This is a genomic window from Kitasatospora sp. NPDC127116, from assembly GCF_042677365.1.
Taxonomy (GTDB): Bacteria; Actinomycetota; Actinomycetes; order Streptomycetales; family Streptomycetaceae; genus Kitasatospora; species Kitasatospora lactacystinica.
In genome coordinates, this window is record NZ_JBHXTL010000061.1 from 15463 (window position 1) to 38129 (window position 22667).

General features: G+C 73.2%; 26 protein-coding genes. 16 read left to right on the forward strand and 10 right to left on the reverse strand.

Annotated features, from left to right (window positions below; translation table 11 throughout):
* The first annotated feature begins 84 nt into the window (after positions 1–84).
* The 7 genes from ACFVHV_RS23475 to ACFVHV_RS23505 all read left to right on the forward strand — a co-directional run bounded on the left by ACFVHV_RS23475 (position 85) and on the right by ACFVHV_RS23505 (position 4266).
* Positions 85–318 carry a helix-turn-helix domain-containing protein gene (locus ACFVHV_RS23475; protein WP_030059940.1) on the forward strand — a complete coding sequence of 78 codons (234 nt, stop codon included), beginning with the start codon at positions 85–87 and terminating at the stop codon, positions 316–318.
* A 322-nt stretch (positions 319–640) separates the two neighbouring features.
* Positions 641–1447: an enoyl-CoA hydratase/isomerase family protein gene (locus ACFVHV_RS23480; RefSeq protein WP_359903320.1), complete on the forward strand. Its 807-nt coding sequence runs from the start codon at positions 641–643 to the stop codon at positions 1445–1447.
* Positions 1448–1728: 281 nt separating this feature from the next.
* The gene (locus tag ACFVHV_RS23485; protein ID WP_359903459.1) at positions 1729–2217 is read left to right on the forward strand and encodes an Asp23/Gls24 family envelope stress response protein; all 489 of its coding nucleotides are present in this window, start codon (positions 1729–1731) and stop codon (positions 2215–2217) included.
* Between the two features lie 63 nt (positions 2218–2280).
* Positions 2281–2472 (forward strand): hypothetical protein, encoded by a 192-nt coding sequence (locus ACFVHV_RS23490; protein WP_359903317.1) that lies wholly within the window; start codon positions 2281–2283, stop codon positions 2470–2472.
* Between the two features lie 125 nt (positions 2473–2597).
* Positions 2598–2915: a hypothetical protein gene (locus ACFVHV_RS23495; RefSeq protein WP_359903314.1), complete on the forward strand. Its 318-nt coding sequence runs from the start codon at positions 2598–2600 to the stop codon at positions 2913–2915.
* Positions 2912–3613 (forward strand): DUF6286 domain-containing protein, encoded by a 702-nt coding sequence (locus ACFVHV_RS23500; RefSeq protein WP_380353170.1) that lies wholly within the window; start codon positions 2912–2914, stop codon positions 3611–3613. The genes ACFVHV_RS23495 and ACFVHV_RS23500 overlap by 4 nt, the downstream gene beginning before the upstream one ends.
* Positions 3610–4266: an alkaline shock response membrane anchor protein AmaP gene (locus ACFVHV_RS23505; protein ID WP_359903308.1), complete on the forward strand. Its 657-nt coding sequence runs from the start codon at positions 3610–3612 to the stop codon at positions 4264–4266. The genes ACFVHV_RS23500 and ACFVHV_RS23505 overlap by 4 nt, the downstream gene beginning before the upstream one ends.
* A 44-nt stretch (positions 4267–4310) precedes the next feature.
* Here the strand turns inward: ACFVHV_RS23505 and ACFVHV_RS23510 are convergent, their stop codons facing one another.
* A complete protein-coding gene (locus ACFVHV_RS23510; RefSeq protein ID WP_380353172.1) occupies positions 4311–5072 on the reverse strand; it encodes an SDR family oxidoreductase in 762 nt (253 codons plus the stop codon).
* A gap of 106 nt (positions 5073–5178) precedes the next feature.
* Between ACFVHV_RS23510 and ACFVHV_RS23515 the strand changes: the two genes are divergently transcribed.
* A complete protein-coding gene (locus ACFVHV_RS23515; protein WP_359903456.1) occupies positions 5179–5586 on the forward strand; it encodes a MerR family transcriptional regulator in 408 nt (135 codons plus the stop codon).
* A gap of 3 nt (positions 5587–5589) precedes the next feature.
* Positions 5590–5919: a thioredoxin gene (trxA, locus tag ACFVHV_RS23520; RefSeq protein WP_380353174.1), complete on the forward strand. Its 330-nt coding sequence runs from the start codon at positions 5590–5592 to the stop codon at positions 5917–5919.
* A 62-nt stretch (positions 5920–5981) separates the two neighbouring features.
* Here the strand turns inward: trxA and ACFVHV_RS23525 are convergent, their stop codons facing one another.
* A complete protein-coding gene (locus tag ACFVHV_RS23525) occupies positions 5982–6779 on the reverse strand; it encodes an SURF1 family protein (protein WP_359903299.1) in 798 nt (265 codons plus the stop codon).
* Positions 6780–6810: 31 nt separating this feature from the next.
* On the reverse strand, positions 6811–7806 hold the full coding sequence (locus ACFVHV_RS23530; RefSeq protein ID WP_359903296.1) for a DEDDh family exonuclease: 996 nt from the start codon (positions 7804–7806) through the stop codon (positions 6811–6813).
* Between the two features lie 125 nt (positions 7807–7931).
* Here ACFVHV_RS23530 and ACFVHV_RS23535 point away from each other — a divergent pair, with 125 nt between their 5' ends.
* The 4 genes from ACFVHV_RS23535 to moaA all read left to right on the forward strand — a co-directional run bounded on the left by ACFVHV_RS23535 (position 7932) and on the right by moaA (position 12357).
* Positions 7932–8975: a zinc-dependent alcohol dehydrogenase family protein gene (locus tag ACFVHV_RS23535; protein ID WP_359903293.1), complete on the forward strand. Its 1044-nt coding sequence runs from the start codon at positions 7932–7934 to the stop codon at positions 8973–8975.
* A 355-nt stretch (positions 8976–9330) separates the two neighbouring features.
* On the forward strand, positions 9331–9687 hold the full coding sequence (locus tag ACFVHV_RS23540) for a DUF485 domain-containing protein (RefSeq protein ID WP_359911500.1): 357 nt from the start codon (positions 9331–9333) through the stop codon (positions 9685–9687).
* Positions 9684–11291 carry a cation acetate symporter gene (locus ACFVHV_RS23545; protein ID WP_380353176.1) on the forward strand — a complete coding sequence of 536 codons (1608 nt, stop codon included), beginning with the start codon at positions 9684–9686 and terminating at the stop codon, positions 11289–11291. The genes ACFVHV_RS23540 and ACFVHV_RS23545 overlap by 4 nt, the downstream gene beginning before the upstream one ends.
* 76 nt (positions 11292–11367) lie before the next feature.
* Entirely contained in the window at positions 11368–12357 is a 990-nt protein-coding gene (gene moaA, locus ACFVHV_RS23550) for a GTP 3',8-cyclase MoaA (RefSeq protein WP_380353195.1), read from the forward strand.
* 76 nt (positions 12358–12433) lie between these two features.
* Here the strand turns inward: moaA and ACFVHV_RS23555 are convergent, their stop codons facing one another.
* From ACFVHV_RS23555 to ACFVHV_RS23580, 6 genes are all read right to left on the reverse strand, one after another.
* On the reverse strand, positions 12434–12673 hold the full coding sequence (locus tag ACFVHV_RS23555; RefSeq protein ID WP_359911494.1) for a hypothetical protein: 240 nt from the start codon (positions 12671–12673) through the stop codon (positions 12434–12436).
* Positions 12674–12938: 265 nt separating this feature from the next.
* Positions 12939–13322, reverse strand: a complete 384-nt coding sequence (locus ACFVHV_RS23560) for a DUF3099 domain-containing protein (protein WP_359911491.1) — start codon at positions 13320–13322, stop codon at positions 12939–12941.
* A 186-nt stretch (positions 13323–13508) separates the two neighbouring features.
* Positions 13509–14057: an RNA 2'-phosphotransferase gene (locus tag ACFVHV_RS23565; RefSeq protein WP_380353197.1), complete on the reverse strand. Its 549-nt coding sequence runs from the start codon at positions 14055–14057 to the stop codon at positions 13509–13511.
* A gap of 31 nt (positions 14058–14088) precedes the next feature.
* Positions 14089–15486 carry a metallopeptidase TldD-related protein gene (locus ACFVHV_RS23570; protein ID WP_380353178.1) on the reverse strand — a complete coding sequence of 466 codons (1398 nt, stop codon included), beginning with the start codon at positions 15484–15486 and terminating at the stop codon, positions 14089–14091.
* Positions 15486–17096 (reverse strand): TldD/PmbA family protein, encoded by a 1611-nt coding sequence (locus ACFVHV_RS23575; protein WP_380353199.1) that lies wholly within the window; start codon positions 17094–17096, stop codon positions 15486–15488. The genes ACFVHV_RS23570 and ACFVHV_RS23575 overlap by 1 nt, the downstream gene beginning before the upstream one ends.
* Before the next feature lie 226 nt (positions 17097–17322).
* Entirely contained in the window at positions 17323–18468 is a 1146-nt protein-coding gene (locus tag ACFVHV_RS23580) for an MBL fold metallo-hydrolase (RefSeq protein ID WP_359911486.1), read from the reverse strand.
* 312 nt (positions 18469–18780) lie between these two features.
* Here ACFVHV_RS23580 and fabG point away from each other — a divergent pair, with 312 nt between their 5' ends.
* Positions 18781–19500 (forward strand): 3-oxoacyl-[acyl-carrier-protein] reductase, encoded by a 720-nt coding sequence (gene fabG, locus ACFVHV_RS23585; protein WP_359911485.1) that lies wholly within the window; start codon positions 18781–18783, stop codon positions 19498–19500.
* A gap of 2 nt (positions 19501–19502) precedes the next feature.
* On the forward strand, positions 19503–20270 hold the full coding sequence (gene fabI / locus ACFVHV_RS23590) for an enoyl-ACP reductase FabI (protein WP_359911482.1): 768 nt from the start codon (positions 19503–19505) through the stop codon (positions 20268–20270).
* A 242-nt stretch (positions 20271–20512) separates the two neighbouring features.
* Here the strand turns inward: fabI and ACFVHV_RS23595 are convergent, their stop codons facing one another.
* Positions 20513–21190 carry a FadR/GntR family transcriptional regulator gene (locus tag ACFVHV_RS23595; protein WP_380353180.1) on the reverse strand — a complete coding sequence of 226 codons (678 nt, stop codon included), beginning with the start codon at positions 21188–21190 and terminating at the stop codon, positions 20513–20515.
* A gap of 117 nt (positions 21191–21307) precedes the next feature.
* Here ACFVHV_RS23595 and ACFVHV_RS23600 point away from each other — a divergent pair, with 117 nt between their 5' ends.
* Positions 21308–22606: a CynX/NimT family MFS transporter gene (locus ACFVHV_RS23600; protein ID WP_380353181.1), complete on the forward strand. Its 1299-nt coding sequence runs from the start codon at positions 21308–21310 to the stop codon at positions 22604–22606.
* Positions 22607–22667 lie beyond the last annotated feature (61 nt).

A 22667-nucleotide genomic window follows, 5' to 3' on the forward strand; every position in this document is an offset into this window, starting at 1 on the left:
ATCGACCTTGTCGAATGGGTGGCCAGGACGCGGTGGATGGGTGATCATGGGAATCTGACCGAGCAACGCTACGAGGAGGCACGGGTGGCCGAGACTCTGAAAAAGGGCAGCCGGGTGACCGGTGCCGCGCGTGAGAAGCTCGCGGCCGATCTCAAGAAGAAGTACGACTCCGGGGCGAGCATTCGCGCTCTCGCGGAGGAGACCGGTCGTTCGTACGGCTTTGTGCACCGGATGCTGAGCGAGTCCGGAGTGATTCTCCGGGGCCGCGGCGGTGCCACGCGGGGCAAGAACAAGGCGACTGCCGGGGCCGGTTCCTGACGGTTCGTCAGCCAGTGGCTGGATGGCGCGGCGGCAGGGTGCCGGCCGAGGAGACGACAGCTGACCGTCAGCTGGGCGTCCGCCCTCGAGCCGTGCGGGCCGGCCGCCGATCGTCATGTCCGGGGTGAGGTCCTTCCCCCATTCTTCAATACCGTTCATTTCCCTTTCGCCCTTCGCCTCGCCTCGTCCCGCATTCGCGCCTCGCGGGGTGTCGTGGAGTGCCGCAGGCCCCGTCGATCTCTCCGGGTCGGGGCCCCTGCCCAGGCGCGTCGAGTTTTGTTACTCTCCGGTAGCCAAGTCCCTCGCCACCGGAGGTCCCCGCATGACCGCCCCCGCCATCGACCCGCAGGCCCCGAGCTGGGAGCGGGACGGCGTCCGCCTGGAGATCGAGGGCGAACTCGCCGTCGTCACCCTGTGCCGACCCAAGCGGCGCAACGCCCAGTCGCCCGCGCTCTGGCGCGCCCTCACCGAGGCCGGCCGCGAGCTGCCCGGCAACGTCCGGGTGGTGCTGCTGCGCGCGGAGGGGGTCTCCTTCTCCGCCGGGCTGGACCGGGCCATGTTCACCCCCGAGGGCATCCCGGGCGAGCCCACCTTCCTCCAGCTCGCCGCCTCCACCGACCGGGAGCTGGACGACGCCATCGCCTCGTACCAGGAGGCCTTCACCTGGTGGCGCCGTCCGGACCTGATCTCCATCGCGGCGGTCCAGGGCCACGCCGTCGGCGCGGGCTTCCAGCTGGCCCTCGGCTGCGACCTGCGGGTGGTCGCCGAGGACGTCCAGTTCGCGATGAAGGAGACCTCGCTGGGCCTCGTTCCGGACCTGGCCGGCACCAAGCCGCTCACCGAGCTCGTCGGCTACGCGCGGGCACTGGAGATCTGCGCGACCGGCCGCTGGGTGGGTGCCGAGGAGGCCGCCGCGATCGGGCTGGCCAACCTCGCCGTGTCGGGCGAGGACCTGGAGGCGGCCGCCCGCGACCTCGCGGCGGCCCTGCTGGCCGCTCCGCGCGGGGCGGTGATCGAGACCAAGGCCCTGCTGCAGGGGGCCGCCGGGCGCTCCTTCGACGAGCAGCGTTCGGCCGAACGGGCGGCGCAGGCCCGCCGACTGCGGGAGCTCGCCGGGATCGGCGACTGACCGAACGGCGACGGCGCAGGGCCCGGCCCCGGGGGACTTCCCCGGGGCCGGGCCCTTTTCTCCTGTGCGGGGTCTTTCGCGCGGGTCTCCCGGGTGGGTCTCCCGGTGGGCCTCCCGCGTGGGGGACGGAATCTCTCGCGCAGGGGCGGGCGTCGGGGTGGGCTGCCGACGCTCGGGGGGCGGGGACCGTGGCGAAATGCCAGAGTTGGGGAGGTTTGCGATATAGCTGGTGCCGTACGACGGGAGAAGCGCCCATGCCTGACACTCCGACGCCCGCGACCATGCACAAGCACACCGGTGGTGGCAGCGCCCCGAACCCCGGTCCGCCGGGTGCCGGCGGCGGTGCCAAGCCGGTGGGGGAGCGCGGCCGCACCGCGCTGGCCGTCGGCGTGGTGGAGAAGATCGCCGGCATGGCGGCCCGCGAGGTCGCCGGAATCCACGCGCTCGGGTCCGGCCTGGCCCGCACCTTCGGCGCGATGCGGGACCGGGTGCCCGGCGGCAAGCCCAGCGTCGGGCGGGGCATCAAGGCCGAGGTCGGCGAGAAGCAGACCGCGATCGACATCGCCCTGGTGGTCGAGTACGGCGTGGTCATTCCCGAACTCGCCCGCCAGGTGCGGGAGAACATCGTCAACGCGGTCGAACGGATGACCGGCCTGGAGGTCGTCGAGGTCAACATCGCGGTCAACGACGTCCACCTCCCGGACGAACCGGAGTTCGAGGAGGAAGAGGAGCCGGTGGCGCCGTCCGGGCAGCGGCCGAAGCTCAAGTAGCGCGTTCGCGGCAGGCCGGGGGCGTCGGGCCCGACGGAGTAGCGGGAAACGAGGGAGTAGCGGATGAACCTGGCCATCGTCGGCCTGGTGGTGGGCATGGCCCTCGGCTTCGCCGGGTACTTCGGCGGGTTCGCGGCCTTCCTGCTGGTGGCCGTGCTCGGGCTGGTCGGCTTCGTGATCGGACGCCTGCTGGAGGGCGACATCGAGCTGGGCGACCTCGGGGACCTGCTCCGCGGCCGCGACCGGCGCCGCTGATGACGGGCCCCGTGTCGGTTCCGGTCGTGGTCTCCCGTTCCGGGTCGGGCTCGGGGCCCGGTCACGGTTCGGGTTCGGGTTCTGTTTCGGGGTCGGGGTCGGGGTCGGCTTCGGGGGCCGGGTCCGTGCCGGGGCGTCGGGGGCGGCTTCGGATCGCCGACCGGGTGTACGCCGGGATCGCGGCTCGGGCCACCCGGGAGGTGCTGGCCGAGGCCTGGCCCGCCGGGCGGGCGAAGGGGGCGCCGCCGCACGTCTCGGTGACCGTACCGGGGAGCACGGTGCGGGTCCGGGTGGCTCTTGAGCTGCCGTTCCCCTCGGACGTCGCGACGCTGGCCGGGGCGGTGCGGGCGCGGATCGCCGAGCGGGTGGCGGGGCTGACCGGGGTCAGGGTCTCGGAAGTGGTCGTCGTGGTCGAGAAGTTGGTGACGGGGGGCGCTTCGTGAGCGCGCAGGCCCCTGAGGCGGAGGGGGCGCAGGGACCGGAGGAGGTGCAGGGGGCGGCATCGGAGCTTCGGGCGGACAAGGTGCGACGGCCGCGGGCGCCCCGTACGGCTGCGGCGGCGCTGGTGGCGACGGCGGTGCTGGTGGTGGCGGGGGCGCTGCTGTACGACGTGATCGCGGTGCGGGTGGGGCAGCCGGCCCGGCGGTGGCGGGCGCAGATCGCGGACGAGCTGGCGACGCGGCACCTCGACGACCTGGCGGTCCTGGTGGGGGCCGGAGCGGTGACCCTGCTCGGCGGGTGGCTGCTGTGGCTGGCCGTCGCGCCCGGATTGCGGCGCTGGCTCGTACTGCGGCCGTACGGGGGGACGAGCGCGGCCATCGACCGGGCCGGGGTCGGGCACCTGCTGACGGACCGGGCGGCCGGACTGGACGGGATCGACCACCTGCGGATCCGGGTCGGGCGGCGGCGGATCCGGATCTCGTTGGCGGGGACGGCGGAGCCGGCGTTGGTGCAGCGGCAGTTGCGGGACGAGCTGGGACGGGTGGGGCTGGGACGGCCGATGCGGCTGGACGTGCGGGCGGCGCGGGGGACCGCGCGTGTGGTGGGGGAGGAACCGGCCGGAGGGTCGGACCCGGGTGCCGGTGACCCCGGTGCCGGTACGGGGGCCGGAACGGCCGGCGGTGCGGGGGTGGCGGGGTGAGGCGGACGGTCGTCAACCGGGTGCTGCTGGGGGTGGTGGGGGCGGTACTGCTGGGGGTCGGGGTGCTGGTGCTGGCGGGCGGGCTCGACCTGTACCGGAGGCTGGGCGTGCATCCACCGGACTGGTGGCCGCTCACCTCGCCCGACCAGCCGGTGGTCAGCGCGCGTTCGCGGGGGCAGTGGGTGGCGTCGGCGTGGTGGTGGCCGACGGTGATCGGCGGACTGACCGTGCTGGTGGCGGGGATGGTGTGGTGGCTGGTGGCGCAGCTGAGGCGTACAGGGCTGTCGAGCATCGAGGTGCCGACGCCGGGGGCGGGCGGGCTTCGACTGCGGGTCGGTGCGCGGGCACTGGAGGAGGCGTTGGAGAACCGGACGGTGGTGCTGCCGCAGGTCGAGCGGGCCGGGGTGCGGTTGGTGCGGGCGCCGAGGCATCCGCAGCTGCGCGGTGCGGTGCGGTTGCGGCCGGGCGGGGATCCGGCCGCGCTGGTGGAGCACTTCGAGGACGGGCCTCGGACGGACGCCTGCGGGAGCCTGCGGCTGGCGGCGCTGCCGGCCGATCTGCGGATCAGGGTCCTGCAGGCGGCCCCCGCCGAGCCGCGGCACGGACGTGGCCGACGGGGGCGGCGGGGGCGGAGCCGGTCGCGGGTGGAGTAGTCCAGGAACGGTCAGGGCCGAGCGATCGAGAGTGGAGGCGGGAGTCAGAGGGTGCGGAGGGCGCCGCCGTCGACGGGGATCATGACGCCGGTCAGGTAGGAGGCGGCGGGGGAGAGCAGGAACGCGGCGACCTTGCCGAACTCCTCGGGGGTGCCGTAGCGGCCCAGCGGGATGGCGGCGCTGGCCCGGGCGCGGGCGGCGTCGGGGTCGTCGGCGAGGCCGTCGAGCTCGCGGACCCGGTCGGTGTCGATCCGGGCCGGGAGCAGACCGATCACGCGGATGCCGCGGGGGCCGAGCTCGTCGGCGAGGGCCTTGGCGGCCATGGCGAGACCCGGACGCAGGCCGTTGGAGATGCCCAGACCGGGAATCGGCTGGCGGACCGAGCTGGAGAGCACGAAGGCGATCACACCGCCGTCGGTGAGCGCGGCGGCGGTGGCGCGGGCGATCCGGAGGGCACCGAGGAAGACGGACTCGAAGGCGTCGCGCCACGCGTCCTCGGGGGTGGTCTCGACGGGGCCGGCCTGGGGGCCGCCGACGCTGATCAGGATGCCGTCGAGACGACCGAAGTGGTGCCGGGCCTCGGCGATGAGGCGCTCGGGGGTGTCGGGGGAGGCGTTGTCGGCGACGAGGCCCCGGGCGGTTCCGAGAGTTTCGAGTTCGGCGACGGCGTTGTCGACGGCTTGCCGGGTGCGGCCGCTGATGAGCACCCGGGCGCCGTCGGCGGCGAGTTCGCGGGCGCCGGCGAGGCCGAGGCCCCGGGTGGCGCCGGTGACGATGTAGGCCTTGTCCTTCAGTCCGAGATCCATGGGGGACATCTTGCCCGGTCGGGGAGTGGGGACGGGTCGGGGCTGGCGTTGACGCCGGGGGGAAGGTTTACGGTCGTTGCCGGAAGTGCGGGAGGAGTGGTTCGGCGTGCGGATCGGGGAGTTGGCGGAGCGGGCGGGGACGACCACGCGGGCGTTGCGGTACTACGAGCAGTTGGGGTTGTTGCCGGCCCGGCGGGCGGGCAACGGGTACCGGGCGTACGACGAGGGGGATCTGCGGTTGCTGCGGGAGATCCGGATGTTGCAGGACTTCGGGTTCGGGCTGGAGGAGACCAGGCCGTTCGTGGAGTGCCTGCGGGCGGGGCACCCGGAGGGGGACTCCTGTCCGGCCTCTCTGGAGGTGTACCGGCGGAAGTTGGGGGAGCTGGACGAGTGCATCGCCCGGCTCCAGGACGTGCGGGCCCAGGTGGCGGGGCAGTTCGATCGGGCCGTGAGGGCGCGGGACGAGCTGGCCGCCGTTCAGGAGCCGCCTGTTTGCGAACTGGTGAAGGAGTAGACGGTGGAGATCACGGGTGTGCCGGCGGTGACGGACGAGACGTTCGCCGCTGAGGTGCTGGGGGCCGAGGGGCCGGTGCTGGTGGACTTCACGGCGGACTGGTGCCCGCCGTGCCGGATGATGGCGCCGGTGCTGGCGGACATCGCGCGGGAGGAGGGGCACCGGCTGCGGGTGGTGAGCGTGGACGTGGACCACAATCTGCGGACGCAGGCGGCGTACGGGGTGCTGTCGATGCCGACGCTGATGGTGTTCCGGGGCGGGCAGCCGGTGCGGTCGGTGGTGGGGGCGCGGGCGAAGGCGCGGCTGCTGCGGGAGCTGGACGACGTGCTCTAGGCGGCTCTGGGCGACCTGCTCTGGGCGACCTGCTCTGGGCGATGTGCGCCAGGCGACGTGCTCTAGGCGGGGACGGCGTCGAGCGGGACCTCGGCTTCGGCGGCCTGCTTGGCGCGGTCCTTGGCCTCGCGGCGGGCGAGGACCCAGACGCCGACCGGGATCATCGCGGTGAACAGCCACCACTGGATGGCGTAGGCCATGTGCGGGCCGATGTCGGAGTGGTTGGGCTCGGGGATCAGCTGGGGCTGGTCGGCCGGGGCGGGGGTGGTGCCGGTGAGTTCGAGGTAGCCGCCGAGGAGCGGGGCGCCGGTCCGCTTGGCCTGCTCGTCGGTGTTGATCAGGTTGAACTGGCGGTCGGGCAGGCCGGTGCGGTCCTTGATGCCGCTGGCGCCGTACGTCTCCTCGGCGCGCAGGCGGCCGGTGAGGGAGACATCGCCGGTGGGGGCGGCCGGGACGGGCGGGTACTCGGTGGCGCCGTCGCCGGAGGCGACCCAGCCGCGGTTGACCAGGACGGTGCCCTTGCCGTCGGCGAGCCGGAACGGGGTCACCACGAAGTAGCCGATGCTGCCGTTGGAGTCGGTCCGCTTGCGGACCACGAACTCGTGTGCCGGGTCGTACTGTCCGGTGGCGGTCGCCGCGCGCCAGGTGAGGTCCTTGGGGACCGCGAAGCCGGGGGTCGGCGACAGGGTGTCGAAGGGGACCGGCGCGGCGGTGAGGGCCTGACCGATCAGCTCGTTCCGGGCCACCCGTGCCTCGTGGCGGTGCAGCTGCCAGAAGCCCAGCTTGATCGTCGCGGGGATCAGCAGCAGCGCGACCAGCATGGTGATCAGCCACTGTCGGGTCAGCAGAAAACGGTACACATGGGAACGGTACGCCGACCTCACAAACGGCTCACGCACCGGGGTGCGGGGCGACCTCGCGCAGCAGCTGGAGGAAGGCGTCCTCGCCGACGACGGGGGTGCCGAGCTCGCGGGCCCGGCGGGCCTTGCCGCTCCAGCTGTCCGGCTCGTTGGTGACCAGCAGGCTGGTGAGGCGGCTCACCGAGGTGGCGATGTGCAGACCGGCCTCGACCGCGCGGTCCTCCAGGACCTCGCGGTCGGTGGCGGTGTCGCCGGTGACGGCCACCCGCATGCCCTGGACCAGGGGCTTGCCGTCCTCCCAGCGCCCCGGGTTGGGGTACGGGCAGGGCGGGCGCTTCTTGGCCTGGCGGTACGTGGCGCCGGTCCAGGTGCTGCGGCCCGGGGCGGCCGGCTCCTCCTCGCCGAGGTCGGTGACCGCGACGCAGTTCTGGAGCGGCAGCGGCACGCCGCCGTCGCGGGCGAGGCGCAGGCTGGGGCGGAAGGCCTCGGCGAGCACCCGGGCGTCGTCCAGGGCGTTGTGGGCGTGGCGCTGCTGGACGCCGAAGTGGGCGGCGAGCGAGGACAGCTTGCCGTTGGGCAGCGGCAGGCGCAGGTCGCGGGAGAGGACCATGGTGCACAGCCGCTGCTCGACCGGGGCGCGCAGGCCGGCCCGGGAGAACTCGCGGGAGATCATGTTCCAGTCGAAGAGCGCGTTGTGCGCGACCAGGACGCGGTCCCGCAGACGGGCGGCGAGCTCGTCGGCGATCTGCGGGAAGGTCGGGGCGGTGGCGAGCAGCTCGGCGGTGAGGCCGTGGATCCAGACCGGGCCCGGGTCCCGCTGGGGGTTGACCAGGGTGTACCAGTGGTCGACGACGTCGCCGTCCGCGTCCAGCTGGTAGACGCCCGCCGAGATGACGCGGTCCGAGCGGCCGAGACCGGTGGTCTCGACGTCGACGACCGCGAAGCCCCCGGTGGGGACGGCGGAGCGCTGCGCGGGGACCGGCGCGGTCCGCGGCACTCCGTAGGTCTCGGGCTGGATCGGTTGCATGGTCCAACAGGATAAGGGGCGGGGCGGGGGGCTCCGGCCGGAATGTTGCGACCGACCGGCCGGAATAGAGTGGTCGACGGGGGTGTCGTACACCTGGTCGAGATCTTTCAGCTAAGGAACAGCGCATGCGTGCCACCGTGATTCACGGCCCCAACGACATCCGGATCGAAGAGGTCCCGGACCCGGTGATCCAGCATCCGGCGGACGTGCTGCTCCGGGTGGTGAACGCCTGCATCTGCGGCAGCGACCTGTGGGCCTACCGCGGCGTGGCGCAGCGGGTGGCCGGGCAGCGGATCGGGCACGAGTTCCTGGGCGTGGTCGAGGAGGTCGGCGCCGAGGTGCGCGGCTTCGCCAGGGGCGACCTGGTGGTGGCGCCGTTCGTCTGGTCGGACGGGACGTGTGACTTCTGTCTCGAAGGGCTGCAGACCTCCTGTCCGCACGGCGGGTTCTGGGGGCAGGTCGGTTCGGACGGCGGCCAGGGCGAGGCGGTGCGGGTGCCGTTCGCGGACGGGACGCTGGTGAAGCTGCCGAAGGAGGCGGCGGGCGACGAGAAGCTGCTGCCCGGGCTGCTGGCGCTGTCCGACGTGATGTCGACCGGGCACCACGCGGCGGTCTCCGCGCGGGTGCGGCCGGGTGCGACGGTCGCGGTGGTCGGCGACGGCGCGGTGGGCCTGTGCGGGGTGCTGGCGGCGCACCGGCTGGGCGCGGGCCGGATCATCGCGCTGGGCCGGCACGCGGCCCGTACCGAACTGGCCCGTCGCTTCGGTGCGACGGACGTGGTGGCGGAGCGCGGCGAGGCCGCGGTCGAGGCGGTGAAGGAGCTGACCGGCGGCCAGGGCGCGCACGCGGTGCTGGAGGCGGTCGGTACCGAGGAGTCGATGCGGACGGCCATCTCGATCACCCGGGACGGCGGCGCGGTGGGCTACGTCGGGGTGCCGCACGGCGGCAGCGCGGGCGTCGACATCGGTCAGATGTTCGGCCGAAACGTCTCGCTGAACGGCGGTGTCGCCCCGGCCCGCGCGTACATCCCCGAGCTGCTGCCGGACGTGCTCTCGGGCGCCATCGAGCCGGGCCTGGTCTTCGACCGCACCGTCGGCCTGGACGGCGTTCCGGACGGCTACCGCGCAATGGACGACCGCTCGGCCCTGAAGGTGCGGATCGCGTTCTGAGACCTCGGCCTCCCGGCACCCGGCCCGTGCCGCCCCTTCGGGGTGTGGCACGGGCCGGTGTCGTTTCCCGGGGCCGCTCCCGGTGTCGTTCCCGGGGGAGGGCGCGGGCGGCGGCCGGGTGTCGGGTGTCGGGTGTCGCGGGCTGGGGGGCGGTCCGGTGCGGCGAAGTCGCTGAGATGGACTGCTTTTCGGCCAATCGGATGGTGCGAGGGGGTGAACGCTCGACTGATCGCGGTCAACCCCTTCCGGGGCGGGCAGGACGCTCCTAGCATTGCGCGGCGCCAGACATGTGACGCCCCTCACGTTCGATCGATCCCCCCGTGTGACAAATACGCCGAAGGAGTGAGGAGACAGCGTGGATTCGCCGCCGCTCACCACCGCCGCCACGGAAGCCCAACTCATCGACGACAGCGAGGAGTTCCGAACCCTGCGGCGCTCGTTCCGGAGCTTCGCCTTCCCGGTCACCATCGGTTTCGTGCTCTGGTACCTGCTCTACGTCCTGCTCTCCTGCTACGCGCCGGGACTGATGCGCACCAAGGTCCTCGGGCACGTCAACGTGGCCCTGGTGCTCGGGCTGCTCCAGTTCGTGACCACCTTCGCGATCGCCGCCTGGTACGCCCGCTACGCGGACCGGCGGATCGACCCGTCCGCCGCGGCGATCCGCGAGGCGCACGGCGCCGTCGTCCACGCACCCCGGGAGCCCGCCGAATGACTTCGCTCGCCAGCTCCGCCACCGAGCACCGCGGTCTGACGATGGCCCTGTTCGGCGTCTTCGTCCTGGCCACCCTCGGCATCACCGTCTGGGCCGGGCGGCAGACCAGGAGCGCCTCCGACTTCTACGCCGGCGGCCGCGGCTTCACCGGCTTCCAGAACGGCCTGGCCATCTCCGGCGACTACATGTCCGCCGCGTCCTTCCTCGGCATCGCCGGGACCATCGCGCTCACCGGCTACGACGGCTTCCTCTACTCGATCGGCTTCCTGGTCGCCTGGCTGGTCGCGCTGCTGCTGATCGCCGAACCGCTGCGCAACTCCGGTCGCTTCACGATGGCGGACGTCCTCGCGTTCCGGATGCGCCAGCGCCCGGTGCGCACCGCGGCGGGCGTCTCCACCATCGTGGTGTCGATCTTCTACCTGCTCGCCCAGATGGTCGGCGCCGGCACCCTGGTCGCGCTGCTGCTGGGCGCGGAGGGGAACGCCGCCAAGCGCTGGACCATCGTCGGGGTCGGCGCGCTGATGATCATCTATGTGGTGATCGGAGGGATGAAGGGCACCACCTGGGTGCAGATCGTCAAGGCGGTGCTGCTGATCGCCGGCGCCGCGCTGATGACCGTCCTGGTACTGGCCAAGTACCACTTCAACCCCTCCGAACTGCTCGGCGCGGCGGCGAGCGCGAGCGGCAAGGGCGAGGCCTTCCTCCAACCAGGGCAGAAGTACGGCAGCGGCACCGCCAAGCTCGACTTCATCAGCCTGGGCATCGCGCTGGTCCTCGGCACCGCCGGCCTGCCGCACATCCTGGTCCGCTTCTACACCGTTCCCACCGCCAAGGCGGCCCGGAAGTCGGTGCTCTGGGCGATCGGCATCATCGGCGTCTTCTACCTGATGACCCTGGCGCTCGGCTTCGGCGCCGCCGCGCTGGTCGGCTCCAAGGCGATCAAGGCGGCGAACGCGGCGGGCAACACCGCGGCGCCCCAGCTGGCCGAGGCGCTCGGCGGAGGCGCCGGGACCACCGGCGGCGCGATCCTGCTCGCGGTGATCTCCGCGGTCGCCTTCGCCACCATCCTGGCCGTGGTCGCCGGGCTCACGCTCGCCTCCTCGGCCTCCTTCGCGCACGACCTCTACGCCAACGTGATCCGGCGCGGGAAGGCGAGCGAGAAGGAGGAGGTGCGCTCGGCGAAGTGGGCCGCGGTCGCGATCGGGGCCGTCGCGATCGTGCTCAGCCTCTTCGCGGACAAGCTCAACACCGCCGCCCTGGTCGCCCTGGCCTTCGCGGTCGCCGCCTCGGCGAACCTGCCCACCCTGCTCTACTCGCTGTTCTGGAAGCGCTTCACCACCGTCGGCGCGGTCAGCTCGGTCTACGCCGGACTGATCACCTCGGTGACGCTGGTGGTCTTCTCCCCGGTGGTCTCCGGCGCGAAGACCTCGCTCTTCCCGCACTCCGACTTCCACTGGTTCCCGCTGGAGAACCCCGGCCTGGTCTCCATCCCGGTCGGCTTCCTGGCCGGCTGGCTCGGCACGCTGCTGTCCAGGGAACAGTCCGACCCGGCGAAGTACGCTGAACTGGAGGTGCGCTCGCTGACCGGGCTGGGCGCCCACTGATCGTTCCGCGATGACTATGCTGGCCCGGCCCGCCGTGACGGTGGCCGGGCCGGCCGCATCTCGGGGAAGGACGCACGTGCTGCTCGACACCTTCGGACGACAGGCCGTCGACCTGCGGGTCTCCCTCACGGACCGGTGCAACCTGCGCTGCACCTACTGCATGCCGGAGGAGGGCCTGCAGTGGCTCGCCAAGCCGGACCTGCTCACCGACGAGGAGATCGTGCGGCTCGTCACCGTCGCCGTGCGCGACCTGGGCGTGCGCGAGGTCCGCTTCACCGGCGGCGAGCCGCTGCTGCGCCCCGGGCTGGTCGCCGTCGTCGCCGCCTGCTCGGAGCTGGAACCGCGCCCGGAACTCTCACTGACCACCAACGGCATCGGGCTGGCCCGCACCGCGACGGCGCTGCGCGAGGCCGGCCTCGACCGGGTCAACGTCTCGCTGGACACCCTCGACCCCGAGGTCTTCCACACCCTCACCCGCCGCCACCGCCACCAGGACGTGCTGGACGGGCTGGCCGCCGCCGAGGCCGCCGGGCTCGCGCCGGTGAAGCTGAACGCGGTACTGATGCGCGGGGTCAACGACCACGAGGCGGCCGACCTGCTGGCCTGGTGCCTGGAGCGGGGCTACGAGCTGCGCTTCATCGAGCAGATGCCGCTGGACGCCCAGCACGGCTGGGACCGCGCGTCGATGGTCACCGCGACGGAGATCCTCGACCTGCTGCGGGCCCGCTTCGCGCTCACCCCGGAGCCGTCCGAGCGCCGGGGCGCGGCACCCGCCGAGCGCTGGCTGGTGGACGGCGGCCCCGGCCGGGTGGGCGTGATCGCCTCGGTCACCCGTCCGTTCTGCCGGGTCTGCGACCGCACCCGGCTGACCGCCGACGGCCAGGTGCGCAACTGCCTGTTCGCGACCGGCGAGACCGACCTGCGCACCGCGCTGCGCTCGGGCGCGGACGACGCCGAACTGGCCGCGCTGTGGCGGGCGGCGATGTGGGGGAAGAAGGCCGGGGCCGGGATCGACGACCCGGAGTTCCTCCAGCCCGAGCGGCCGATGTCCGCGATCGGCGGCTAGACGGCCCCTCGGCGGCGGACCGCTTTCCGGACCGGTCCGCCCTCCGGGCCGACTCGCCGGAGCCCCGGACGGGTTGCTACGCAGCCCCGCCGGAACTCTCGACGGCCTCGGGGGTCCAGTCGGCGAAGGCGACGACCTCCTTGAGGAAGCCGCGCACCCCGAGGAACTGGGAGAGGTGCTCGCGGTGCTCGTCGCAGGCGAGCCAGGTCTTGCGGCGGTCCGGGGTGTGCAGCTTGGGGTTGTTCCACACCAGCACCCAGCCGGCGTCCGCCCGGCAGCCCTTGGCGGAGCAGATCGGCGTCTGCGGGGTGTCCATCGGGCCGTCCTCAACGATTGGCGGGTGACGTCTGCACCGCCAGTCTGTCACGCCCGCTCGGGCCGACCGGATCCGGGCATGGCGACGCCGGGCAGCCACGGGGGGAGCCGCCCGGCGTCGGTCCGTCGCTCCGACGGGGGATGCGGAGCGCGTACGCAGTATGTCACGCCACCACCCTCGGATGGGGAGGTCTTGCATGATTAATCTGAGCTTCTTTTGAGCTTTCGACGAGCTGAACGAGGGCGAAGTGGCGTGAAACGGACGGTCAGTCCACGTCCTGTGAAGGATCGGTGGGAGCGGCCTTTGCCTCACCTGTACCGGCCTTCGCACCAGCCCCACCCGCCCCACCGGGGCCGAGCATCAGCGGGGTGTCGAGCGGGAAGTCGAAGGTGCTCGGCAGCCCCGGGGCCCGCTCCCGGCCCGCGTTGGCGATCAGCACCGCGAAGTACGGCAGCAGGACGGCCCCCGCCAGGGCGGCGAACGCCAGCACCCGCTGGACGTCCCACAGCACCACGGCGAGCAGCACGCAGGCCGTGCGGACCAGCATCGAGATGACGTAGCGGCGCTGGCGTCCCCGGACGTCCTCGGTGAGGCTGCTGCGCGCCCCCGTGATCCGGAAGACCTGCCCGTCGTCGGCGCTCTTGCCCATGTGTCCTACCGCCCTCGTCGCGCACCCGCGCGCCTGGCCGCGCGGCCTCCTCACGGTACGCCCGGGCACGGGTGGGGACGAGACCGGGTGGGCCGGACCCACCCGGTCGGGTACGCGAAGGGCCTGTCCGGCGGAGCGGACAGGCCCAACGGTCGCGGGCGCCGGCGCGGGGCGCGGCCCGGCGGGCTACGAGCGTCGGGAGAGGTACCGCGGGGGCACGGCGTCGGTGAGCCAGACGCCGTTCTCACTGAGCCGGAACTCGTGGCCGGCCGCCGTCATCGCCGCCGCGTTCACGGTCAGCACCACCGGACGGCCGTGCCGGGCGCCGACCCCGGTCGCCGTCCCGGTGTCCGCCGAGAGGTGGACGTCCTGGCGGGCCATCGGGCGCAGGCCCTCGCGGAAGATCGCCGCCAGGTGCCGGTCGGCGGTGCCGTGGTAGAGCACCGGCGGTGGCACGGCGGCGGCCAGACCGAGGTCGACCGCCACCGTGTGGCCCTGATTGGCGCGGATCGAGAGACCGTCCGGCGAGTAGCCGAAGCGGCGCTTGTTGTTGGTCGCCACGACGTGGTCCAGCTCGGCCCGGGTGAGCGGCCTGCCCCGGGCGGCGAGCGCGTCGAGCAGCTCGTCGACCCGGACCCAGCCGGCCCCGTCCAGCGTGACCCCCACCAGCCCGGGTTCGTGCCGCAGGATGCGCGACAGCATCTTGCTCGATCTGACCAGGCGCTTCTTGTCCATCATGTCTCTCGTATCCCCCGTTGGTCAGCGGCTAGGACGCCCGGCTGACCGAACTCATGTTGAAGTCCGTGACACGCACGGGTGGCATCGCGGTGCGGGTGACGTTGTCGCTCCACTCGCGGGGCAGGCAGCGTTCGGTGCGGCCCACCTCGGTGATCCGGTTCAGCAGGTCCACCGGGGATTCGTTGAACCGGAAGTTGTTGACCTCGCCGACGACCTCGCCGTTCTCCACCAGGTAGACGCCGTCCCGGGTGAGCCCGGTGAGCAGCAGCGTCGCCGGGTCCACCTCGCGGATGTACCAGAGGCAGGTGAGCAGCAGGCCGCGCTCGGTGCGGGCGATCATCTCGTCCAGGGTCGGCGCCGACTCCTGGTCGGCCGTCTCCAGGACGAGGTTGTCGATCGCCGGGCGCAGCGGCAGGCCGGTGAGGGCCGCCGCGTGACGGCTGGTGATCAGGTCGTTCAGCACGCCGTCGCGGATCCACTCGGTGGCGGCGACCGGCTGGCCGTTGTCGAAGACCGAGTAGTCCCCGCCGGTGGAGTGGGTGAGCACGAACGGCGCGGCCTCCAGGTGGGGCTCGTGCGGGTCGGAGCGCAGCGTCAGCGGCAGGCCGCTGAGCTTGTCGCCGATCCGGGTGCCCCCGCCGGGCTTGGAGAAGACCGTCCGGCCCTCCTGGGCGTCCCGGCCGCCGGAGGACCAGTTGAGGACGATCAGCAGGTCGGCCACGGCCGAGGGCGGCAGCAGCGCCTCGTACCGCCCGGCCGGCAGGTCCACCTTGCGGGCGCCCCAGCCGAGCCGCCTGGTCAGCTCGGTGTGCAGGGCGGCGACGTCGATGTCGGCGAAGTCCCGGGTGGACGCGCCCACCCAGGCGGAGCTGGACAGGTCGGCGGTCTTGGCGTTGATCTCGACCATGCCGGTGGGCTGGTCGTGGCGCAGCCGCAGGCCGGTGGAGCTGCCCAGGTAGCTGGAGGTCATCTCGTGCCGGGCGAAGCCGTACAGCAGTTCGCCCCGGGCGGCGGCGCGGGCGAAGGCCTCGCCGAGGGCCGGGCCGAAGGCGTCGAACACCTCGACGGAGGTCAGCGCGGGCGGCTCGGTGAAGTCCGGCGAGGACGGCCGGTCGGCGATCAGCGGCTGCGCGTCCTCGGCCGGTCCGGCCGCGCGGGCGGCCTCCTCGGCGGCCCGCACCAGCTCCTCCACCTCCTGCTCGGTGACGGCCTCGCGGGAGACCACGCCGGAGGCGGTGCCCTCGGCGCCGGCCACGGTGGCGATCACGGTGAGGCGGCGGCCGCGAGTGACGCCGTTGGTGGTCAGCGCGTTGCCCGCCCAGCGTAGATTGGCAGTGGACTCCTCGTCGGCGATCACCACGCAGCCGTCGGCGCGGGAGAAGCCGAGCGCCAGCTCGACGAGTTCGTGGGGCTGCTTCGCGGTCATCAGTGACCCGCCTCCTGCTGGGTGTTGAGCACGTTGACGTTGCGGAACAGCGCCGACGGGCAGCCGTGGCTGACCGCCGCGATCTGACCGGGCTGCGCCTTGCCGCAGTTGAAGGCGCCGCCGAGGAAGTAGGTCTGCGGGCCGCCGACCGCCGCCATCGAGCCCCAGAAGTCGGTGGTGGTGGCCTGGTAGGCGAAGTCCTTCACCTGGCCCGCGAGTTCGCCGTTCTTGATGGCGTAGGCGCGTTGCCCGGTGAACTGGAAGTTGTACCGCTGCTGGTCGATCGACCACGAGCGGTCGCCCACGATGTACAGGCCGTTCTCCACCCCGGCGAACAGGCCCTCGGTGTCCGGGCCGTCGGCGGCCGGCTGCAGCGAGACGTTGGCCATCCGCTGCACCGGGACGTGCGCCGGGGAATCGGCGAAGGCGCAGCCGTTGGAGCGCTCGAAGCCCTTCAGCTCGGCGATGCGGCGGTCGAGCTGGTAGCCGACCAGGACACCGTCCTTGATGAGGTCCCAGGACTGGGTGGCCACGCCCTCGTCGTCGTAGCCGATGGTGGACAGCCCGTGCTCGGCGGTGCGGTCGCCGGTGACGTGCATCAGCTCGGAGCCGTACTTGAGCGAGCCGAGCTGGTCGAAGGTGGCGAAGGAGGTGCCGGCGTAGGCGGCCTCGTAGCCGAGCGCGCGGTCCAGCTCGGTGGCGTGGCCGATCGACTCGTGGATGGTCAGCCAGAGGTTCGTCGGGTCGATGACCAGGTCGTAGCGGCCCGCCTCGACGCTCGGGGCCCGCATCTTCTCGGCCAGCAGGACGGGCAGTTCGGCGAGCTCGGCGTCCCAGTCCCAGCCGGTGCCGGCTCCGGCGCCGGAGCCGGTGAGGCCGCGTCCGTCGGGGGACGACCCCCGGGCCCCCACGATGAACTCGTAGCCGCGGCCGACCGGCGGGGCCAGGGTCGTCATCGAGTCGAAGGCGCCGGTGCGCTCGTCGACCGAGGTGGCCTCCAGGTCGGAGTGCACCCGGATCCGCTGCTGGGTGGTCACCGTGCCCGCGGTGTCCGCGTAGAACTTGTTCTCCTGGACGGTCCGCAGGGCCGCCTGGACGTGCGAGACGCCCTCGGCGGCCAGCAGCCGGGAGCTGCGCTCGGCGAGCAGGGCGGTCTTCTCGGCGTCCGGCACCTCGAAGGGGTTGACCTCGTACGCGGAGACCCAGGTGACGTCCCGGTGGACCGGCTCGTCGGCCAGCTCGACCCGCTCGGTGGAGCCGGCCGCCCGGCTGATCCCGCCGGAGAGCCGGGCCACCGCGACGGCCTGCTCGGCGACCCGGGCCGCCGCGTCGGGGGTGAGGTCGACGCCGGCGGCGAAGCCCCAGGCGCCGTCCAGCACCACCCGGACGGCGAAACCGAGCTGCACGCTGTCGGAGGTGCCGGCCGGACGCGCGTCGCGCAGCCGCCAGGAGGCACTGCGGATCCGCTCCAGGCGGAAGTCGGCGTGGCTCGCGCCCAGTTCGCGGGCCCGGGCGAGGGCGGCGTCCGCGAGCGGCCGCAGCGGCAGGGCGAGGAACAGCGGGTCGACGGCGCGCCCGTGCGGGGCGCCGGAGCGATCGGCCGGAGGGATCGGAGGCAATCGTGCTCCCAGGTCGCGGAGGGTGGCGGTGCGGCGCCACAGGGGCGCCCGCACCGCATCATTTCCCGTCCACAGGGTTTCCGGCCAGCGCATTTCCACCGGTGCGCCGCGGTTCGGCCGGGACGGTCCGGCCGCCGGGGCCCGTCCTCCCGGCGCGCCCGTCCGCCCTTCCGGCGCGCCCTTCCGGCGTGCCCTCCCGGCGCGCCCGCGCGAGCCGTCAGCCGACGGTCTCCCACCAGCCGTCCAGCTCCGGCGGGTTGTCGACGTCGACCCGCTCGCCGGGGCGCGGCACGACCAGCGGGACGGCCTGCTCCTTGGCGGCCTTCACCAGTCGCTCGATCGGCTCCGCCCACGGGTGCAGGCCCAGGTTGAAGGTGCACCAGTGGACGGGCACCAGCAGGCCGGCGGCCAGGTCCCGGTGCGCGAGGACGGCGTCCTCGGGGGTCATGTGGATGTCCGCCCAGGCGGCGTCGTAGGCGCCGATCTGGACCAGTGCGGCGTCGAACGGGCCGTGCTGGCCGCCGATCCGGGCGTAGCCCTCGAAGTAGCCGGAGTCGCCGGTGTAGAAGACCTTGCGGTTCGGGCCGGCGACCACCCAGGAGCCCCACAGGGTGGTGTTGCGGGTCAGCCCGCGGCCGGAGAAGTGGTGCGCCGCGGTGAGGGTGAGCACCAGGTCGCCCAGGGTGCAGGTCTCGTCCCAGTCCAGTTCGATGATCCGGTGCTCGGGGACGCCCCAGCGGCGCAGGTGGGCACCGATGCCGAGCGGCACCGCGAAGGGCGCGGACTGGCTGCGCACCAGGCGCTTGACCGTCGCCATGTCCAGGTGGTCGTAGTGGTCGTGCGAGATCAGCACCGCGTCGACCTGCGGCAGCTCCTCCAGTTCCACCGGCACCGGGTGCAGCCGCTTGGGGCCGACGTGCGCGGCGGGGGAGCAGCGGTCGCTCCAGATCGGGTCGAGCAGCACCCGGAAGCCCTCGATCTCCACCAGGGCGGAGGCGTGCCCGTACCAGGTGACCTCCACGCCCTCGGCGGCCGGCCCGGGCGGGGAGACGGGGCGGACGGTCGGCACCGGACGGGCGGGGACGCGGCCGGCCCGCTCGAACAGCATCCGGCGGGCGGCGGCGCCGTCGAAGCCGGGGGCGCCGGCCGTGCGGGCGAGGGTGGAGGGCGCGTTGTGGAAGACGCCGTCGCGGTACTGCGGGGAGTTGCGCACCCGTTCCTCGCGCTCGCCGTCCGGCCGTCGCCCGAACGCGGCCGGCAGGTCGCGCAGCGCCCAGGCGGCCGTGCCCAGGCCGGCCGCCAGGGCGGTGAGGGCCAGCAGTCGTCCGCGTCGGTGGGTGCTCCCGGGCCGTGCCATGGTCATCCGCTCTGCCTTCGTCGCTCGCCGGGATGGTCGGGGATCGGTACGGCCGCTCCCGGGCCGGACCGCACCACGGGGGCAACGGGTGCGCCCGTCCGTGTTGTTCCCGTACAGTCGCCCCGATCCGGGCAGCGCCGGGGCCTGGGAGATGTCCGCCGCCGGGACGGTACGAGCGGGCACGGATTGTCGGATTGCGACAGATCCGCCGGGGAGGCGCTGTGGGAGCCCGATGCGCCGCCGCCGCCGACCGCCCGATAGCGTCACACTGCGTACGCATTCCGACGTACGTGCTCACACACGGAGAGAGGTGGATCGTTGAGCCGCTCGGTTCTCGTCACCGGAGGAAACCGGGGCATCGGCCTCGCGATCGCCCAGGCCTTCGCCGAAGCGGGCGACAAGGTGGCCATCACCAGCCGCTCGGGTGAGGTGCCCGAAGCGCTGGCCAAGTACGACGTCCTCGCGGTCCGCTGCGACATCACGGACGCCGCGCAGGTCGACGCCGCCTTCACCGAGATCGAGCAGAAGCACGGTGCGGTCGAGGTGCTGGTCGCCAACGCGGGCATCACCAACGACACCCTGCTGCTGCGCATGTCCGAGGAGGACTTCACCTCCGTCGTCGACACCAACCTGACCGGCACCTTCCGGGTGGTCAAGCGCGCCTCCAAGCTGATGATGCGTGCCCGGAAGGGCCGTGTCGTGCTGATCTCGTCCGTGGTGGGCCTGTCCGGCTCCCCGGGCCAGGCCAACTACGCCGCCTCCAAGGCCGGCCTGGTCGGCTTCGCCCGGTCGCTGGCGCGCGAGCTCGGCCCGCGCAACATCACCGTCAACGTGGTCGCCCCCGGCTTCGTCGACACCGACATGACCGCCGTGCTCAGTGACGAGCGCCGCGCGGAGATCGTCTCGGGCGTGCCGCTGGGCCGCTACGCGGCGCCCGCCGAGGTCGCCTCCACCGTGCGGTTCCTCGGGTCGGACGAGGCCGCGTACATCACTGGAGCCGTCATTCCCGTCGACGGCGGATTGGGCATGGGTCACTGATCATGAGCGGAATCCTCGAAGGCAAGCGGATCCTGATCACCGGTGTGCTGATGGAGTCCTCCATCGCCTTCCACACCGCCAGGCTCGCGCAGGAGCAGGGCGCGGAGATCATCCTCACCGCCTTCCCGCGCCCGAGCCTGACCGAGCGGATCGCCAAGAAGCTGCCGCACCCGGTCAAGGTGCTGGAGCTGGACGTCTCCAACCCGGAGCAGCTGGCCGGCATCGCCGACCAGGTCCGCGAGCACCTGCCGACCCTGGACGGCATCGTCCACTCGATCGGCTTCGCGCCGCAGGACGCGCTGGGCGGCAGCTTCCTGGACACCCCGTGGGAGTCCGTGGCCACCGCGATGCACGTCTCCGCGTACTCGCTGAAGTCGCTGACCACGGCGCTGCTGCCGCTGATGCAGGACGGCGGCTCGGTGGTCGGCCTGACCTTCGACGCGCAGTTCGCCTGGCCGCAGTACGACTGGATGGGCCCGGCCAAGGCCGCCCTGGAGTCGACCAACCGCTACCTGGCGCGTTACCTGGGCGAGCGGGACATCCGCTGCAACCTGATCTCGGCCGGTCCGATCGGCTCGATGGCCGCCAAGTCCATCCCGGGCTTCGGCGACCTGGCCGACACCTGGAACCACCGCTCCCCGCTGAAGTGGGACCTGAGCGACCCGGAGCCGGCCGGCCGCGGCATCGTCGCGCTGCTGTCGGACTGGTTCCCGAAGACCACCGGCGAGATCATCCACGTCGACGGCGGTCTGCACGCCATCGGCGCCTGACGCTCCGCCCGTACGCCGCTGCCCGGCCCTCCCTCGCGGGGGTGCCGGGCAGCGGCGTTTCGTGCTTCGTTCGGCCGGGGTTCTTCGTTCGGCCGGGGTTCTTCGTTCGGCCGGGCTTCTCGGGAAGGGGGCTTTCGGGAGGGACCTCCTGAGCGTGGCTTCCTGAGCGTGGCCTTCCGGGAGGGGCCTTCCGGGAGTGGCCTCCTGGGACGGGGCGGCCGGGGTGTCGGGCCGGTGGGCGGTCAGGCCTCGGTCGGGGCGCAGCCACCGGGGGCGGCGCGGCCGGCCTCGACGGCGGCGCGCTCGACGTCACCGGCCCGGATCGCCTCCAGGATGGCCTGGTGGCCGATGTAGCGCTCCGCGATCAGCTCGGGGCCGATGTCGTGCCGCAGGAGCTCGCGGGTGGCCTCGCCGAGGTCGGCGTAGACGGCGAGCAGGACGTCGTTGTGGGCGGCGGCCACCACGGCCTGGTGGAAGGCGGCGTCGGCCTGGACGAAGTCCTCGGCGCCGCCGGAGTGCCAGGCGGCCTCCCGGCGGGCCAGCGCGCCGTCCAGCAGCTCCAGGTCGTGCGCGGTGCGGCGGCGGGCGGCGAGGGCCGCCGCCGAGGTCTCCAGCGCCGAACGGAGCTCGGCGACCTGGCCCTGGTCGGCGTCGGCGAAGCGGCGGTGCATCACTCCGGCCAGCTCGCTGGTGGCCAGCACGTACGTGCCGGAGCCCTGCCTGATGTCGAGCAGTCCGTTGTGGGCGAGGGCGCGGACGGCCTCGCGGACGGTGTTGCGGGCGACGCCGAGCTGCTCGACCAGGGCGGCCTCGGTGGGGATGCGCGAGCCGACCGGCCACTCCCCGGACGTGATCTGGGCACGCAGCTGTGCGATCACCTGGTCGGACAGCGGGGTGCGCCTCGGCGAGGACAGCGCCACGGGGGACTCCTTGACGGCTACGGCTCGGATGGGGCCTGGGTGGGAAGTGGCCGGACGATGAACGGTCGGCACATCATGCCAATTCCAAGGTGCATCAATTCATCCCATCATTCTATGATGCTGTCCATGCCCGCAGCAGACACCACCGCTTCCGCCCGGACCGAGAGCCGGACACCGACCGCCGAGCAGCCCGCCGCCTCCGGCTCGGCCAAGTACCTGGGCTGGCTGTTCGCCGTCGCGATCGCCGCCGCCGCCTTCAACCTGCGCCCCGTGGTCACCAGCCTCGGGCCGCTGCTCAAGCAGGTCCGCGACGACCTCGGGATGAACCCGACGCTCGCCGGGCTGCTCACCGCCGTCCCGTCGCTGTGCTTCGGGCTGTTCGGCTTCGCCGCGCCCGCGGCGGCCCGTCGGATCGGTCCGATCGCGGTCGTCACGGCGGGCATGGGCGCCATCACGGCGGGCGTGCTGGCCCGCTCGTTCGCCGGGGGCACTGCCGTGTTCCTGCTGCTCACCGCCCTCGCCCTGGCCGGGGTGGCGGTCTCCAACGTGCTGCTGCCGGTGGTGATCAAGCGGTACTTCCCGGACAAGGTCGGGCCGATGATCGGCCTCTACTCGATGGCGCTGTCCGCCGGCACCGCGCTGGCCGCGGCCGTCACCGTGCCGCTGACCAAGTCGCTCGGCGGCGACTGGCGCTACGGCCTGGGTGTCTGGGCCGTCCTGGGAGCGCTCGCCCTGGTGCTCTGGCTGCTGGTGCTGATCGCCAAGCGGGAGCGCGGCGAGCGGGCCGCCGGCGCAGCCGCCCCCGTCCGGCTGCCGATCACCCGCAGCCGGACCGCCTGGGCACTGGCCGGGTACTTCGGCCTCCAGGCCACCGGCGCGTACGTGGTCATGGGCTGGATGTCGCAGATCTTCCAGGACGCCGGCATCGGCGAGGGCACCACCGGGGTGCTGCTCGCGGTCACCATGGTGATCGGCGTGCCGGTCTCCTTCGTGCTGCCCAACCTGGCCGCACGGCGCGGCGACCAGCGGCTGTTCGTGGTCGTGCTGGCCTGCTGCGGCATCGCCGGGTACGCCGGGCTGGCACTCGCCCCGGCCGGGGGCGCCTGGCTCTGGGCGGTCCTGCTGGGCCTGTCCAACTGCGCCTTCCCGCTGGTGCTGACCATGATCGGACTGCGGGCCCGGTCGGCGGGCGGGGTCGCGCAACTCTCCGCCTTCGCCCAGGGCATCGGATACCTGGTGTCCATCCCGGGCCCGATCCTGGTCGGCTGGCTCTACGGGGCCACCGGTGAGTGGTACTGGCCGCTGGGCTTCCTGTCGCTGCTGCTGGTTCCGCAGATGCTGTTCGGCCTGCGCGCCGCGCGGGCCCGGCACATCGAGGACGAGGCGGTGCGCCCGGCGGAGCGGGCCGAGGCCTGACAGCCTGACACCGAGCGGTCGGACGCGGCGGCCGGACGCGGCGGTGGAGCCCGGGGCCCGG

Bases quoted from the DNA above. Each gene is read 5' to 3' on its own strand.
- ACFVHV_RS23480 (WP_359903320.1), top strand. From the start codon at position 641: ATGACCGCCCCCGCCATCGACCCGCAGGCCCCGAGCTGGGAGCGGGAC.
- ACFVHV_RS23485 (WP_359903459.1), top strand. From the start codon at position 1,729: ATGCACAAGCACACCGGTGGTGGCAGCGCCCCGAACCCCGGTCCGCCG.
- ACFVHV_RS23490 (WP_359903317.1), top strand. From the start codon at position 2,281: ATGAACCTGGCCATCGTCGGCCTGGTGGTGGGCATGGCCCTCGGCTTC.
- ACFVHV_RS23510 (WP_380353172.1), bottom strand. From the start codon at position 5,072: ATGGATCTCGGACTGAAGGACAAGGCCTACATCGTCACCGGCGCCACC.
- ACFVHV_RS23530 (WP_359903296.1), bottom strand. From the start codon at position 7,806: ATGCAACCGATCCAGCCCGAGACCTACGGAGTGCCGCGGACCGCGCCG.
- ACFVHV_RS23535 (WP_359903293.1), top strand. From the start codon at position 7,932: ATGCGTGCCACCGTGATTCACGGCCCCAACGACATCCGGATCGAAGAG.
- ACFVHV_RS23545 (WP_380353176.1), top strand. From the start codon at position 9,684: ATGACTTCGCTCGCCAGCTCCGCCACCGAGCACCGCGGTCTGACGATG.
- ACFVHV_RS23555 (WP_359911494.1), bottom strand. From the start codon at position 12,673: ATGGACACCCCGCAGACGCCGATCTGCTCCGCCAAGGGCTGCCGGGCG.
- ACFVHV_RS23560 (WP_359911491.1), bottom strand. From the start codon at position 13,322: ATGGGCAAGAGCGCCGACGACGGGCAGGTCTTCCGGATCACGGGGGCG.
- ACFVHV_RS23565 (WP_380353197.1), bottom strand. From the start codon at position 14,057: ATGGACAAGAAGCGCCTGGTCAGATCGAGCAAGATGCTGTCGCGCATC.
- ACFVHV_RS23570 (WP_380353178.1), bottom strand. From the start codon at position 15,486: ATGACCGCGAAGCAGCCCCACGAACTCGTCGAGCTGGCGCTCGGCTTC.
- ACFVHV_RS23580 (WP_359911486.1), bottom strand. From the start codon at position 18,468: ATGACCATGGCACGGCCCGGGAGCACCCACCGACGCGGACGACTGCTG.
- fabI (WP_359911482.1), top strand. From the start codon at position 19,503: ATGAGCGGAATCCTCGAAGGCAAGCGGATCCTGATCACCGGTGTGCTG.
- ACFVHV_RS23600 (WP_380353181.1), top strand. From the start codon at position 21,308: ATGCTGTCCATGCCCGCAGCAGACACCACCGCTTCCGCCCGGACCGAG.